This is a genomic window from Aeromonas veronii (assembly GCA_041319085.1).
In the GTDB taxonomy this organism is placed as follows: Bacteria; Pseudomonadota; Gammaproteobacteria; order Enterobacterales; family Aeromonadaceae; genus Aeromonas; species Aeromonas veronii_F.
Genome location: CP101033.1, coordinates 2,628,308 through 2,643,216 on the forward strand (window position 1 = coordinate 2,628,308; position 14,909 = coordinate 2,643,216).

Genomic DNA, 14,909 nt, shown 5'->3' on the forward strand with positions numbered 1-14,909 from the left:
TATGAGCCAGAACGTATTTCAGTTTATCGATGTCCAGCGGGTTGACCCGCCCAAGAAGCCGCTCAAGATCCGCAAAATCCAGTTTGTGGAGATCTACGAGTCCTTCAATCAGCCGCAGGTACAGATGCAGGCGGATCGCTGCCTCGAGTGCGGCAACCCCTACTGCGAGTGGAAGTGTCCGGTCCACAACTACATCCCCAACTGGCTGAAACTGGCCAAAGAGGGGCGCATTCTGGAGGCGGTGGAGCTCTCCCACCAGACCAACAGCCTGCCGGAAGTATGCGGTCGGGTCTGCCCGCAGGATCGCCTCTGCGAGGGCTCCTGCACCCTCAACGATCGCTTCGGCGCGGTGACCATCGGCAACATCGAAAAGTACATCACCGACAAGGCGTTCGAGATGGGCTGGAAGCCCGATCTCTCGAACGTGGTCAAGACCGGCAAGCGGGTCGCCGTCATCGGTGCCGGCCCTGCAGGCCTCGCCTGTGCCGACGTGCTGGCACGCAACGGCGTCACCCCGGTGGTGTTTGACAAGTACCCGGAGATCGGTGGCCTGCTCACTTTCGGTATCCCCTCCTTCAAGCTGGAAAAAGAGGTGATGCAGCGTCGCCGCGAGATCTTCCAGGGGATGGGTGTGGAGTTTCGTCTCGAGACCGAAGTGGGCAAGGACATCACCTTCGCCGACCTGCTCGGCGAGTTCGATGCGGTCTTCCTCGGGGTCGGCACCTACAAGTACATGAAGGGCGGCTTTGCCAACGAAGAGGCGCCGGGCGTCTATGACGCCCTGCCCTACCTCATCGCCAACGCCAACCGGTTGCTGGGCTTTGAGAAGGCGCAAGCCGACTATATCGACTTCGCTGGCAAGCAGGTGGTGGTGCTGGGCGGTGGCGATACCGCCATGGACTGTGTACGTACCGCCATCCGTCAGGGGGCTGACAAGGTGATCTGCGCCTATCGCCGCGACGAGGAGAATATGCCGGGCTCCAAGCGGGAGGTAAAAAATGCCCGCGAGGAGGGGGTTGAGTTTATGTTCAACCTGCAACCGGTGGCAGTCGAACTGGATGCCAACGGTCGCACCGTCGGCATCAAAGTAGTGAGCACCGAGCTGGGTGAACCCGATGCCAATGGTCGCCGCAATCCGGTGGTCATCGAGGGCTCAGAGCAAGTGCTGGCTGCCGATGCGGTAGTGATGGCGTTTGGCTTCCAGCCCAACCCCCAACCCTGGATGGCGGAGTTCGGCATCGAGCTCGACAACCGGGATCGCATCAAGGCCCGCGAGCAGGCCGAATACGCCTTCCAGACCAGCAATCCCAAGGTGTTCGCCGGTGGCGACGCGGTGCGTGGGTCCGATCTGGTGGTGACCGCCATCTACGAAGGGCGCAAAGCGGCCGAAGGGATCATGGACTATCTGGCTGTCTGATCCGACCGACCAAGACCCTGATGCGCTTTCACAATCAGCCTCGCCAATGCGGGGCTGATTTTCTATGCGCGCTCACCAGCCACCTATACGCTCCCGACAATGGTGAAGAGAGCCGCATGCAGTGCCTTACGATAGCTGTGACACTGGGCAACTGCCACGCGATAAACTCCAACCATTTGAGGCAGAATTTGTGACGTCTATCTGTTACACTTCGCGCCCGCCATTTTCCGGCTCACTCTCTGACTTGATGTCAGGCGCAGCCGTCGGTGGTTACAACCTCCGTCTCGCTCATGCCGAGCTAACCAAGCCAAACACAGCCCAGCTGGAACACAGGAACCCATTATGAGATTTGAATCGTTCGATTTTGCCCCCGAGATTTTGCGTGCTGTCTCAGATTGCGGTTATCAGGAGATGACCCCTGTGCAGCAACAGGCGATCCCGGCCATTCGCCGTGGCCGCGATGTGCTGGCCAGCGCCCAGACCGGTACCGGCAAGACCGCCGCCTTCGCCCTGCCCATTGTGCAGCGTCTGGTAGACAATCCGGCTCCGGCCCAGCCTTCCAACGCCCGGGTGCTGATCCTGACCCCGACCCGCGAGCTGGCGGCTCAGGTGGCGAGCAACATCAATGACTTCGCCAAGTATCTCGATATCACCACCATCACCATCGTCGGCGGTGGCAAGCAGGACGTGCAGGCCAGAAAGCTGAAAGCGGGCGCTCACATCATTGTGGCCACCCCGGGCCGTCTGCTGGAGCACCTCACCGCCTGCAACCTCAGCCTCTCCGGCGTCGAGTGTCTGGTGCTGGATGAAGCGGATCGCATCCTCGACATGGGCTTCAGTGCCGATGTGCAGAAGATCCTGCAAGCGGTCAACAAGACCCGTCAGAACCTGCTCTTCTCCGCCACCTTCTCCGACGCGGTGAAGAAGCTGGCCAACCTGATGCTGGACAGACCGCAGATCGTCAGCGTCAACAAGCAGAACTCCACCGCCGACACCGTCAGCCACACCGTCTATCCGGTCGAGCAGAAGCGCAAGCGCGAGCTACTCTCCGAGCTGATTGGCAAGCAGAACTGGCAGCAGGTGCTGGTGTTTGCCAGTACCCGCGAGAGCTGTGATGTGCTGGTAGAAGAGCTGAACCTCGACGGCATCAAGTCCGCCGTGGTCCATGGCGAGAAGGCTCAGGGCAACCGTCGCCGCGCCCTGCGCGAATTCATGGAAGGCAAGGTACGGGTACTGGTCGCCACCGAAGTGGCCGCCCGTGGTCTGGACATCCCGGATCTGGAGTATGTGGTCAACTATGATCTGCCGTTCCTGGCGGAAGATTACGTCCACCGCATCGGCCGTACCGGTCGTGCCGGCAAGCGCGGCATGGCCATCTCCTTCGTCAGCCGTGAAGAGGAGCGCACCCTGCTGGAGATCGAGGCCCTGATCGGCCAGAAGATCCGCCGCATCATGGTGCCGGGCTACGAAGTGAGCAGCCGTGACGAGCTGATCAAGCAGTTGCAGGAGCGTCGCCGCTTCGGTAAGCGCCCGCAGCGTGAAGATAACGCCGTAGCCCAGGTGATGGCCGAAGCCAAGCTGCAGGGTCAGCGCCTCAAGCGTCTGGCCGCCGCCAAGAAGCCCCGTCAGCCGAAATAAGGCGGGCAGTTGCTCTATTGAACCGCAAAGGCGCCACTGGCGCCTTTGCCATCTCTGTCATCGGTGTTGACCCCTGGTGGTCAACTCAAGGATTGCTTATGACCTCTCCGACCTACAATCAGGCCCTGCTCGAGATGGCCACTCAAAGCCTGGCCGAACTGGCCCGCACCGCCGAGCAAAAGGCGGGCAAGCGCACTCCGGCGCAAGAGAGCCACTTTCTCTGCACCTGGATGGCTGACTCCCTCAAGGAGAAGCGCTTCTCCCGTCTGGTGATGGAAGATTTGAAAGCTTGGGTGCAGCTTGGCCGCACCCTGGGTGCGGGCGCCGATCTCAAGGGATTGCTGGAGCGCATCGCCTTCCAATACCAGTGCGCCATGACCAATCCGCAGCAACTGGGGGCCAAGCTGGCGGCCCTGCTGGAGGAGCTCTCAGCGGCAGGCTGGCTGGTGCTGACCGAGAGCGAGGTGAACGCCAAGCTGCGCCTGCAATCGGGCGGTCAGGCGAGTCTGGTGATCAGCCATAGCGAATATGAAGGGAATATTAAAGGCGGTGAGCTTGTCAACCCCCTCACCCTCTATGTACGCGGTGACGAGAAGGTATTGGCTGAAGCGGCCTTCAAGCATGGTCTGCTGCTGAGCCAGGGCAACAAGAAAACCACTCTGGTCAAACACCACAAGGCCTACCGGCTGATGCCGGACAACGCCCAACCGGCGCTGGCACTGCTGAGCGAGGCTCGCCAGAGCACCTGATCCCGCCTGTTTTCAGCAATAAAAACGGCAGACCCTTGTACAGGTTCTGCCGTTTTTTATTGTTCGATGTTTGGTGATGAGGTTGGGTAGTCGTTTAGCGGATCTTGAACCCAATCTGACCCGCGTCACACCACTCGAACATCACCTCCTCGCTCTTGCCGCAGCAGCTACCGCCACAGACCCGACTCTCGCGCTTGATGACCCGCCCCTTGCGCATCCAGACGCCGAGCATGGCCTCCACCGCATCTTCCGAGGTGTGGAAGTGGCGAGCCAGATCGCGCCGGCTCACCTTCTGCTGCGCGGCGAGGTAATCCCCCAGCTCGCGCAGGATCATAAGGTCACCACCTTGCGGGCCACGATGTCACCATGACGGCGACCGGCCCACCAGAGCAGTACCAGAGAGAGGCCGTAGCTGACGATCCAGAACAGGCTCTGCTCCGGGTGAGCGGCAAAGGTGGCCAGCTGATAGAAGACGGTGGCGCACATAAAGGCCATATAGTTGCACCAGGCGGCAGTAAAGAGCGCCCACTGGCGACCGGTTTCCCGCACCAGCGCGCCCATGGCGGCGGCGCAAGGCATGTAGAGCAGCACGAACAACAGGTAGGCAAAGGCACCGGCAGCCCCGTCGAAGTGGGTCTGCATGTTGCCGTAGGTGGAGACATCGACCTCCTGCGCCTCGGCCGCCGCTTTCTGGTCGTCGAGATTGCCAACATCAAGCCCCATGGGGTCGCTCGGGTTGATCTCCGCCAGATTGGCCGCCACGGCATCAATCGCTTCGTGGAAACTGGCCACCAGCGAGAACTCGCTCTCCTCCTCGGCGCTGGCACCACCGGCGTAGAGGCTGTTGAGAGTTCCGACCACCGCCTCTTTGGCGAAGATACCGGTGACGATACCGACCGTGGCCTGCCAGTTGTCATCGCGTACGCCGATGGGGTGCAGTACCGGCGTTACCGCCTGGCTTAACTTGCTCAATACCGAGCTCTCCTGCTGCTGATGGCCGAAGCTGCCATCGGTACCCAGCGAATTGAGCACGCTCAGCACGGCGACCACCAACACGATGGTTTTACCGGCGCCAAAGACGAAAGATTTGAGCTTCTGCCAGGTTTTGATGGCAACGTTGACCGGACGCGGCCACTCGTAATCCGGCATCTCCATCAGCATGGAGTCGCTCTTGCCCGGTAGCAGGGTGTTGCGCAGCAGCAGGCCGGTGAGTACCGCCACCAGAATGCCGATGAGGTAGAGACCGAACACCAGGTTCTGACCTGACTCGGGGAAGAAAGCCACCGCAAACAGGGCGTAGACCGGCAGACGGGCACCGCACGACATGAAGGGGGCCATGGCGGAGGTCATCAGCCGCTCCCGCTCGGAGTTGAGGGTACGGGTCGCCATCACCGAGGGGACGGTACAACCAAAGCCCATCAGCATCGGCACGAACGCCTTGCCCGGCAGGCCGAGACGGCGCATCAGGGCATCCACCACGAAGGCGGCACGGGCCAGATAGCCGGAGCTTTCCAACACCGCGAGGAACAGATAGAGGCAGCCAATCACCGGAATAAAGGTGGCCACGGTCTGCAAACCGACCCCAAAACCATCAGCCAGAATGGCACCGAGCCACTCGGGGGCATTGACCAGCCCCAGCAGGTGGTGCACCCCATCGACAAACAGGGCACCGCCCATGATGTCGAAGAAGTCGATAAAGGCGCTGCCGACGTTGATGGCAAACAGGAACATCAGGTACATGACAAACAGGAAGAAGGGGATGCCAATCCAGCGATTGAGCAACACCCGATCCAGCCACTCGCTCTGGGCCTCGGTAAGCTTGCCCTTCTGCTGGCGCGCCTGTTGTACCCACTGGTGGATATGGCCGTAACGGATATCCGCCAGTTGCAGATCGATATCCTGACCCTGATGGGCGCGGGCGACCACATTGTGGGCGGCGGCCTGCTGACCGGGCTGCAGGGTCTCCTGCATCACCACATCCTCTTCCAGCAGGCGCAGGGCGCGGCCACGGGTAGTGAGGTGATGCGGGGCGAGCAGGGTCTCCAGCTCCACCAGATCGTTTTCAAGAGAGTGACCGTAATCGAGCTGCAAGGCCGCTTGCGGCTGACCGATAAACTGCCGGATCTGCTGCTTGAAGGCGGCAACCTGCTTGCTGTTGTGGGCAGAGAGCGCCACCACCGGGCAACCGAGGGATTTGCCGAGCTTGCTCTCGTCGATGACGATGCGGCGCTTTTGCAGGATATCCAGCTTGTTGAGCACCACCACCATGGGCAGGCCCAGTTCGCGCAGTTGCAGCGTGAGGTAGAGGGAGCGCTCCAGATTGGCGGCGTCGATGACGTTGAGCAGCAGGTCGGGTTGTTGGCCCTGGGCAAAGCGGCTGGCGATCTGCTCGTCCAGACTGCCATCCTGACCGGCCAGGCTATAGATGCCGGGCAGATCCATCAGCTTGAAGTGATGCTCACCCGCGCTGAACTCACCCATCTTCTTGTCGACGGTGACGCCACTCCAGTTGCCTACCTGCTGGCGGGCGCCGGTCAGGGCGTTGAACAGGGAGGTCTTGCCGCTATTGGGGTTACCGACCGTTACCAGGGAATAATTCATACCAGCTCTACCTCTATTTTCTTCTGAACCCGCCGCGTGCGTGTGACAAGACGCTTTGCAGGTTCGACTTCTTTTCTCTGAACCGCTCCCGGTGACGTTTCTTGACCGGAGCGGTAGCCGAACAGGGGGTTATACCGGTTCGACCTCGATTTGCTGGGCCAGACTCTTTTGCATGGAGAGACAGATCCCCTGGCACTGGATCTGGAGCGGGTCCCCCAAGGGGGCAGAGCGCAGATAGATGACTTCAGTCTGGGGCAACAGGCCCAGCACCATCAGTTTGCGGCGCAGCGGCCGGGCCAGCTGATTCATATTCTTGATGCGAGCACTCTGTCCCGGTGACAACTGCGTGAGTACCATGACTGACTCCTGAAGTTAAACAATAATAATTCGCTTTTACTTGGGGCATTATAAGCTGTGTCTTCAACTTTTATTTGAGTAAAATCAAACTCCGCTTAGCTAACCCATAAAGTATTGCCATGAGTCACGACAACAACAGCCGCCTCGTTTACAGCACAGATGGCGGCATGATCAAGGAGCAGAACGCTCCCCAATCTGCCTCTCCCTTTCCCACCGACGGCACCGTGCGCATTCGCCGCGAGACCAAGGGGCGCAAGGGCGCCGGGGTGATCACCATTCATGGCGTACCCGCCGATCAGCAGAAATCCCTGGCGACCCTGCTCAAGAGAAAGTGCGGCACCGGTGGCGGTATCAAAGAGGGGGTGATCGAGATCCAGGGGGATAAACGGGACCTGATCAAAACCGAGCTGGAGAAAGCCGGTTTCAGCGTCAAGCTGGTCGGTGGCTGATCCCCTTGTCACCCATGCGGTTTTTCCCTAGAATGCCCGCTCCCATCGAGGGGGAGTAGTCTCGCACGCCGGTTCCATTCATTGCATGAATACCGGTCTGCGACCCTGATCAACATACTTGGTGCCAACTCACCATGGTCAGGGTGATCCATGCCAGTCATGGATTTGACAAGACCTTTGACGGGCCAGTGCCAATACCGGGGACGGATGGCGCAGGCTTGTCTTTGGTTTATAACAATTCCGTCCCCCGGTCATATTTATGGAAGCCTTGTTAACCTCAACCCTCAGCGTCGCCATTGCCGAAATCGGCGATAAAACCCAGCTGTTGGCGTTGCTGCTCATCTGCCGTTTTCGCAAGCCCTGGCCCATCATCGCCGGCATGCTGGCGGCTACCCTGCTCAACCATGCGGGCGCCGCCTGGATTGGCGAGTTCATCAGCCGCTGGCTCGATCCCAAGATAATGACCTATCTGGTCGCCATCGCCTTTATCGCCATGGCTATCTGGATTTTGGTGCCGGACAAGATGGATGACGAGGAGAGCTCGCTGGATAAATACGGCCCCTTTATGGCCACCTTCGTGCTCTTCTTCATCGCCGAGATCGGGGACAAGACCCAGATCGCCACCGTGCTGCTGGCCGCCAAGTATGACTCACTGGTGCAGGTCATTAGCGGTACCACCCTCGGCATGATGCTGGCCAACGTGCCGGTGGTGCTGATCGGCAAGCTGGGAGCGGACAAGCTGCCGCTCAAGGGGATCCGCATCGCCTGCGCCATCCTCTTCGTCGGCCTCGGCGTGAGCACCCTGATCTTCGCCTGATCGCCCGTTCCCGGTGACCAAGCCCTCCCCTGTGGAGGGCTTTTTTGTTTGCTGCCTTATTTGCTGCTTTGTTTGCTGCGCAGGCAGCTGTCGCAACCACCTACTGTTCAGCCAAGGGGCAGTGCACAGTTGCGGGTGCCTCATGCCATAATGGGGCAAACCTCGTGGAGTCACCCCATGCACAACGTATCAAGAGAGACGCTTCTCGAATGGGTCAAACAAGGACGACTGGCGCCAGAGACGCTGGCGGACGCCTTGACCCTCGCCGATCTTCCTCCCCATCCAGCGCGCTGGCAGTGGCTGTTTGACCGGCTGCTGCTCTGGCTCGGCGCCCTCTGCATCGGGGCTGGACTGGTCTTCTTCGTCGCCTTCAACTGGCAGGAGCTGGGCCGGGTCTCTCGTCTCGCCCTACTGGAGGCGCCACTGCTCGCCATGCTGCTTCTGCTGTGGCGCAAACCACTGGGGGATACCCCCCGTCAGGTGCTGCTGCTCGCCATCGCCCTCAATATCGGCGCCCTGCTGGCGCTGGTGGGCCAGACCTACCAGACCGGCGCCGATCCCTGGCAGCTGTTCGCCACCTGGGCGCTGATGCTGGTGCCGCTGGCGCTATTTGGCCAAAGCCCACAGCTCTGGACCCTGAGCTGGCTGCTCGGCCAGCTGGCGCTGGTGCTCTACTGGCGGCTCGGCTTGTTCGCGATCTTCTTTAACTTCGATGAAGAGGGTCTGGGCTGGTGCCTCACCCTGCTCAACGCCGCCCTCTGGGGTCTGCTTCTGCTGGCACCGGCCCGCTGGCGCCTGATGCCAAGCTGGCTGGCGGGTCTGGCTGCCGGTCTGGGGGCCACCCTGCTCACCCTGCTGGCGCTGTTTGATGCCGCCTCTGCGCTGGTTTGGCCGTTCTGGCTTGGCTGGCTCGCCGCGGCCTATGCCCTGTGGCACCACAGATTTATCGCCGGGCTCGCCATGGGGTGCCTCAGCCTGATTGCCGTCATCCTCGCGGCGCTGGGCAAGTGGATGGAGCCCGACATCAACGGCTTTTTGCTGCTGAGTCTTATCGCCATCGGCCTTTCTGTCACCGCCGCCCGCTGGCTGCAACAACAACGGAGGTCTCATGAGTGATCTGACCCTTTGGCAAGCGCTGCAACAGACCAATCTGGTGGAAGGGGAGATGCCCCGTGACACCCAACCTCACTGGTCGAGCCGTTTTATGCTGGGGCTGGTGGGCTGGATTGCCGCCCTGTTCCTGCTCTTTTTCCTGTTTCTCACCTTCGAACAGCTGACTCGCGATGCCAACAGCGCCTTGCTGCTGGGGGCCGTGCTGCTGGCGGGGGCCTACACCCTCAATCGCAGCCAGCGCGGCGATCTCTGGGATCAGTTCGTGCTGGCACTCACCCTGGCGGCCGATGCCTGGCTGCTCTATGGCCTGCTCGATCAACTGGATCTCCATCACGCCCTGCTCTGGTTCGGTCTGTGCCTGCTGTCGCTTGCCATCGCCGTGCTGTTCGATCACTGGTTGGTGCAGCTGTTTCACAGCGTGGCGGCGGCCCTGCTGCTCACCCTTGGTCTCGCCTGCCTCGGGCTGCAACTGCTGGCGCTGCCGCTGGTGATGACCGCCATCACCTTCTGCTGGCTGCGGGCAGATAGGGATCCACAGCGCCACCAGCTCTACCACTCCATCACCCTGGGGCTGGCCCTCTCCTTGCTGGTGCTGGGCCGTCTGCACCACCCGCTGTGGGATGGCGGCAGCAGCATGCTGGACGAACTTGGGCTTTCGCGCCTGCCGCTCTGGCTCAATCCGCTGCTCTGCGCTGCGCTGCTGCTGGCGGTGATGGTGAAACTGAGGCTCCCCCTGCTGTTTGGCCTGCCGCTGGTACTGATCAGCGCCATCATCCCCGGCATGGGGGCGGGTGCATTGGTGCTGATCCTCGGCTTCTATGCCGGTAGCCTAGGCCTGATGACCCTCTCAGCCCTGCTGCTGGTGGGTTATGGCGCCCTCTATTACTACGATCTTGGGCTCACCCTGATGACCAAATCCTGGCTGCTGCTGGGCTCAGGCATCCTGCTGCTCGGCGCCCGCCAGCTGCTCAACACCTTCGCGGCAAGGAACGACTCATGAAACCCGTCACCCGACAACTCACCCTGTTGCTGAGCGGCCTTGCCATCGTGGCGGGCATCAATGCCACCGTCTGGCGCTACGAGCACGCCATGAGCAGCGGCGACGTGGTGCTGCTGCGACTCGCCCCGGTCGATCCCCGCTCCCTGATGCAGGGGGATTACATGCGGCTGAACTATGAGATTGCCCGCGAGCTGGCCAGCAGCGATGCCCGTGCTACTCAAGACAACGGCAGCGATACCCTGGTAATCCGCCTCGATGCCCATCAGGTGGCAAGCCTGGTGACCGCTGGCAAACCGGAGCAGCTCGCCAGCGATGAGCGGCTATTGCAGGTGCACCAGAGCGAGCGGCAGTGGCAGATCGGCCCCGATGCCTACTTCTTTGAAGAGGGCACAGGGGAGCAGTACCAAGCGGCCCGCTACGGCGAGTTCCGGCTGCAGGCCGATGGCAAGACCCTGCTGGTGGGGCTGCGGGATGAGGCCTACCAGCCCATCGGGCAGACCCGCTCCCGCTGGTAATGGCAGTGAGTAGCTATTTACTCTGTTCATGGTCACACTCAAGAGAAGGTTGATCGCAAAGGATGCACCCAATGAGGATATGGCTGATCTGTCATCTGTTGCTGCTCTGCTGGGCCTCGACGGCCCGGGCTGATCTGGGCAAGCTCGAGTATCTCACCGAAGAATATCCCCCCTACAACTTCAGCGATCCGCAAGGCCAGCCCACCGGCCTTGCTGTCGATCTGCTGCAGAGGATCTGGCAACACAGCGGCGTGACACCCCAGCCGGTACGCATCTTGCCTTGGGCACGAGGTTATTACTTGCTAACCCAGAAACCCAACGTGGTACTCTTCTCCACCGCCCGCACCCAGGCGCGGGATCCCCTGTTCAAATGGGCCTGTCCCATCGGGTATGCCGAGATCGTGCTGGTAGGGCTGGCCGAGCGCAATATCGCCATCACCAAGCTCGACGATGCCAAGGCGTTCAATATCGGGGCGGTACGGGCCGATGTGGGGGAGCAACTGCTGCTCAACAACGGCTTTGACGAGACCAAGCTGATGGCCGCCAACCGGCTGGTACAGGCGCTGAAGATGCTCACCTCCGGCCGGGTCGATCTGGTCTCCACCAACAAGACCACCATGGAACAGCTGATCGTCGAGCAACAGCTCGACCCCGCCAGCTTCAAGGAGCAGTGGGTGCTGAGCTCCGAGCAGTTCTGCTTCGCCTTCAGCCATCCAGTGAGCGATGAGCTGGTCAAGGAGTTCCAGACCAGCTTGACCCAGGTGCTGGCGAGCAGTGAATACCCGCGGCTGCACAGCAAATACTTCCCGGCGTCCTCCCCAGCCAACAGATAATCCACCAAGCTGATCGCACCCGTGCCTGCCCATCACGGCCATCGACGGCCTCGAAGATAAAGGTGGCAAGGTTTATTTGATCCAGATATGGGTAGCGGACATGGCCAACAACGGCAGTTGTACATTGGGTCAAGTTGGGTCGATTAGCGCAGCGTAATCGTCCACGGCAGCCATCCCCTCCTCCCTATGCCGCCGTGGCCGTGAAGCGATAGCGATACAAATGCATCACGCGCTCTACTGGCCATATCTATCGTGGCAAGTTGATCGCTGCGGGTAACACACCCCATCCACCCATCGTCATTGATGCATTTTTATCAAAAGTAATTTGATGTTATCGTCATTTTCACCAACAAACGCCATCGGCATACTGGCGCCATTCTCCCGTCGGGAGTCCCTATCCAAGGAGTTGTTATGCCACTGGCGTTATTTGCCCTCACCCTGAGTGCCTTTGCGATCGGCACCACCGAATTCGTGATCGTGGGGCTTATCCCCACCATCGCCGAGCAGCTCAATGTCTCGCTCCCCTCGGCGGGCCTGTTGGTCAGCCTCTATGCCCTTGGCGTGGCCATCGGAGCCCCCGTGTTGACGGCGCTCACCGGCAAGGTGCCGCGCAAGTGGCTGCTGGTGGGGTTGATGGCGCTCTTTACCGTCGGTAACCTGCTGGCCTGGCAGGCCCCCGGTTACGAGAGCCTGATTGTTGCCCGGATCCTGACCGGGCTGGCGCACGGGGTCTTCTTCTCGGTGGGCAGCACCATCGCCACCGGGCTGGTGGCCAAGGATAAAGCGGCCAGCGCCATCGCCATCATGTTCAGCGGTCTTACTGTTGCGCTGGTGACCGGCGTACCGCTCGGCACCTGGATTGGTCAGGTCTTTGGCTGGCGTGAAACCTTTCTGGTAGTAAGCCTGCTCGGCCTCGTCGCCATGGTGGGCAGCCTGCTGCTGATCCCGGGCAACCTGCCCAAGGGGGCAGCCTCGACCATCCGCGAGCAACTCTCGGTACTGACCAAGAAGCCTCTGCTGCTGGTCTACGCCAAGACCGCCCTCGGTTATGGCGGCGCCTTCACCGCTTTCACCTTCCTCGCCCCCATCCTGCAGCAGGTGAGCGGCTTTAGCGCCGGTGCGGTGAGCCTGATCCTGCTGGTCTACGGGGTATCGGTCGCCATCGGCAATATCTGGGGCGGCAAGCTGGCCGACAAGATGGGCCCATTGCCGGCGCTGAAGCTGCTGTTTGCCGGTCTGGCGCTGGTGCTGCTGGCCCTCACTTTCACCGCGCCGCACCCAGTGCTGGCAGTACTCACCGTGCTGGTGTGGGGCGCCTTTGCCTTCGGCAACGTGCCGGGTCTGCAGGTGCTGGTGGTGAAGCAGGCCGAACTGCACACCCCCAAGGCGGTGGATGTGGCATCGGGTCTCAATATCGCCGCCTTCAACGTCGGCATTGCGCTCGGCTCCGTAGTCGGTGGCTTGGTGGTGGAGCACCTCGGCCTGATGCACACCCCCTGGATCGGCGCCCTTATCGTGCTGCTGGCCTACGGGCTAACCCATGTCAGCGAGCGCCGCGAAGCCCTCCGGCTCGCCGCCTGTCAGGCATAAGCTGCGCCAGCAGGCGTCACGCAAGGGCGTGGCGCCTGCTGCAATCTGCGCGGCAGGCTTCTATGCTGTGACACAGCGCCAACCCGGCAACTATTTCAGCAACTGTTTCAGTAACTTTTTCAGCAACCAAGCCTGTCACCCTCGCATCATTTGTCACGGAGTCTGTCATGAAGGTACTTATTGTCTACGCCCACCCCGAACCCAAAAGCTTCAACGGCGCCCTCTTCTGCCAAGCCATCAGGGCGCTGGAGCAGGCAGGCCACACCGTGATGACCAGCGATCTTTATGCCATGGGCTTTGATCCCGTCTCGGATCGGCGCAACTTCACCGCCGCCAGCGATCCCGACTTTCTCAAGCTGCAACTCGAAGAACTGGCTGCCACCGAGCAGGGCTGCTTTGCCCCGCAGCTGGAGCAGGAGATGCAAAAGCTGGAGGCGGCCGATCTGCTGATCTTCCAGTTCCCGCTCTGGTGGTTCGGGCTGCCCGCCATCCTCAAGGGGTGGGTGGATCGGGTCTTTGCCATGGGGCGGGTCTATGGTCAGGGCCATATCTACGAGAGCGGCAAGTTTCGCGGCAAGCGGGCCCTGCTGAGCCTGACCACCGGCGGCCCTGCAGAGACCTATCTGCCCGATGGCTTCAACGGCGATATCGACGGTATACTGCGCCCCATCCAGCGCGGGATCCTGCAATTTGTCGGCTTCGATGTACTGCGCCCCCATATCTGCTATGCCCCGGTACGGGTTACGCAGGAAGAGCGGGAAGCCTGGCTCGCCCAATGGGCCGAACGCCTTGGCCAGTTTGAGCAGGAGTCCCCCATCGCGGTCGGCCGCTACCAGTAACGGATGGCGCAACCCACTCCACAAAATACAAAAACAGCGAGCGGCACCCGGCCGCTCGCTCAAATTGCTGAAGAACCCCTTCTTTTTCAAAGAGGGGTTCTTTTTAGCGCTGTCCCAATGACGTGTTGAAAGGCTAAGCGTGAAGTAGGCCATCACCTTGATGATCTACCATCATGGATACCCCAGCCTTTCAACATCTGTTGTCTCTCTTTCCCCAGTTAACTCTGCGCCAGCGCCGTGTTGCCCGGCAGGGGCTCATTGCGCCCCACTCCATTTCCTCACTCAATATCCAGCTACCTGCATGCAGCGGTTGCCCCATTGTCAGACCGATGCCAATCAGCTGGCCAGATTACGAAAAGCCCAGTGCTGGGAAGATGATGCTCAAGCCCTCATCGAAGGACTGACCGTCCGCTAGGCAGTGCTGCACTGCCTCGCTCGGCATCTCGATAAACGCCTCCGCAAAGCCTGTTGCCACAAGCAAACCCGCGTCGAATAGCGGTGCAATTCACTGCGTTCATTGCACCCCACGGTACAGGTCACTGGCTGGCCGGATGTCGATGCCGTTTGGCTCAACACCCGTCGCCACTGAGCATGCTCAGCGTTATTTGACCCGCATCAGGCGATGGCGGATGTCACCCAGCTCGAACTGGATCACCTGAGATCGCTGCATGGCATCGACCCGCTGCAGCATATCGGCGTTGTACTGCTTGCGCCGCATCCACTGCATGGGCTCCTCGAAGCTGCCTTCATTGACGATAAAGGTATCCGTGTAGGTGTCGTTCACTATGCTGACTACCCAGATGCGCTGCTGAAACTCCGAGAGTTCGGCAAAGAGCGCGGCCCCGCGAGTCGCGAGCCAGCGCCCTGCCCGAGTGATCCTGTTTTTACTGTCGACGAGCCGGTTTGCCATAACTGGTAAGGGTTGGATAAGAAAACGGTTGAGCATCCTAGCATCCCGGGGGATGGCGCACCAAGCAACGGGAGGGATCGC

General features: G+C 60.8%; 15 protein-coding genes and 1 pseudogene. 12 read left to right on the forward strand and 4 right to left on the reverse strand.

Annotated features, from left to right (window positions below):
• Position 1: 1 nt before the first annotated feature.
• The 3 genes from NMD14_12350 to NMD14_12360 all read left to right on the forward strand — a co-directional run bounded on the left by NMD14_12350 (position 2) and on the right by NMD14_12360 (position 3,804).
• The gene (locus NMD14_12350) at positions 2–1,417 is read left to right on the forward strand and encodes an FAD-dependent oxidoreductase (protein XEI31574.1); all 1,416 of its coding nucleotides are present in this window, start codon (positions 2–4) and stop codon (positions 1,415–1,417) included.
• Between the two features lie 342 nt (positions 1,418–1,759).
• Entirely contained in the window at positions 1,760–3,055 is a 1,296-nt protein-coding gene (locus NMD14_12355; protein XEI31575.1) for a DEAD/DEAH box helicase, read from the forward strand.
• A gap of 98 nt (positions 3,056–3,153) precedes the next feature.
• Complete coding sequence (locus tag NMD14_12360) at positions 3,154–3,804, forward strand: DUF2913 family protein (protein ID XEI31576.1); 651 nt, start codon at positions 3,154–3,156, stop codon at positions 3,802–3,804.
• A 94-nt stretch (positions 3,805–3,898) separates the two neighbouring features.
• On the opposite strand, the gene NMD14_12365 is transcribed toward NMD14_12360, so the two are convergent.
• The 3 genes from NMD14_12365 to NMD14_12375 all read right to left on the reverse strand — a co-directional run bounded on the left by NMD14_12365 (position 3,899) and on the right by NMD14_12375 (position 6,762).
• Complete coding sequence (locus NMD14_12365) at positions 3,899–4,138, reverse strand: FeoC-like transcriptional regulator (GenBank protein XEI31577.1); 240 nt, start codon at positions 4,136–4,138, stop codon at positions 3,899–3,901.
• Positions 4,135–6,405, reverse strand: a complete 2,271-nt coding sequence (gene feoB, locus NMD14_12370) for a Fe(2+) transporter permease subunit FeoB (protein XEI31578.1) — start codon at positions 6,403–6,405, stop codon at positions 4,135–4,137. The genes NMD14_12365 and feoB overlap by 4 nt, the downstream gene beginning before the upstream one ends.
• A gap of 129 nt (positions 6,406–6,534) precedes the next feature.
• Entirely contained in the window at positions 6,535–6,762 is a 228-nt protein-coding gene (locus NMD14_12375) for a ferrous iron transport protein A (protein XEI31579.1), read from the reverse strand.
• Between the two features lie 119 nt (positions 6,763–6,881).
• On the opposite strand from NMD14_12375, the gene NMD14_12380 reads away from it, so the two are divergent.
• The 9 genes and pseudogenes from NMD14_12380 to NMD14_12420 all read left to right on the forward strand — a co-directional run bounded on the left by NMD14_12380 (position 6,882) and on the right by NMD14_12420 (position 14,330).
• The gene (locus NMD14_12380; protein ID XEI31580.1) at positions 6,882–7,211 is read left to right on the forward strand and encodes a stress response translation initiation inhibitor YciH; all 330 of its coding nucleotides are present in this window, start codon (positions 6,882–6,884) and stop codon (positions 7,209–7,211) included.
• Positions 7,212–7,470: 259 nt separating this feature from the next.
• Positions 7,471–8,028, forward strand: a complete 558-nt coding sequence (locus tag NMD14_12385) for a TMEM165/GDT1 family protein (GenBank protein XEI31581.1) — start codon at positions 7,471–7,473, stop codon at positions 8,026–8,028.
• 177 nt (positions 8,029–8,205) lie between these two features.
• Positions 8,206–9,144 (forward strand): DUF2157 domain-containing protein, encoded by a 939-nt coding sequence (locus NMD14_12390; GenBank protein ID XEI31582.1) that lies wholly within the window; start codon positions 8,206–8,208, stop codon positions 9,142–9,144.
• Complete coding sequence (locus NMD14_12395; GenBank protein XEI31583.1) at positions 9,137–10,141, forward strand: DUF4401 domain-containing protein; 1,005 nt, start codon at positions 9,137–9,139, stop codon at positions 10,139–10,141. Before NMD14_12390 ends, NMD14_12395 begins: the two co-directional genes overlap by 8 nt.
• Positions 10,138–10,656: a GDYXXLXY domain-containing protein gene (locus NMD14_12400; protein XEI31584.1), complete on the forward strand. Its 519-nt coding sequence runs from the start codon at positions 10,138–10,140 to the stop codon at positions 10,654–10,656. The genes NMD14_12395 and NMD14_12400 overlap by 4 nt, the downstream gene beginning before the upstream one ends.
• Before the next feature lie 71 nt (positions 10,657–10,727).
• Entirely contained in the window at positions 10,728–11,489 is a 762-nt protein-coding gene (locus NMD14_12405; protein XEI31585.1) for a transporter substrate-binding domain-containing protein, read from the forward strand.
• 411 nt (positions 11,490–11,900) lie between these two features.
• Positions 11,901–13,079: an MFS transporter gene (locus tag NMD14_12410; GenBank protein ID XEI31586.1), complete on the forward strand. Its 1,179-nt coding sequence runs from the start codon at positions 11,901–11,903 to the stop codon at positions 13,077–13,079.
• Positions 13,080–13,246: 167 nt separating this feature from the next.
• The gene (locus NMD14_12415; GenBank protein XEI31587.1) at positions 13,247–13,918 is read left to right on the forward strand and encodes an NAD(P)H-dependent oxidoreductase; all 672 of its coding nucleotides are present in this window, start codon (positions 13,247–13,249) and stop codon (positions 13,916–13,918) included.
• A gap of 173 nt (positions 13,919–14,091) precedes the next feature.
• Positions 14,092–14,330, forward strand: a pseudogene (locus NMD14_12420) (IS1595 family transposase).
• Between the two features lie 189 nt (positions 14,331–14,519).
• Here the strand turns inward: NMD14_12420 and NMD14_12425 are convergent.
• On the reverse strand, positions 14,520–14,864 hold the full coding sequence (locus tag NMD14_12425; GenBank protein ID XEI31588.1) for a hypothetical protein: 345 nt from the start codon (positions 14,862–14,864) through the stop codon (positions 14,520–14,522).
• Positions 14,865–14,909: the final 45 nt, after the last annotated feature.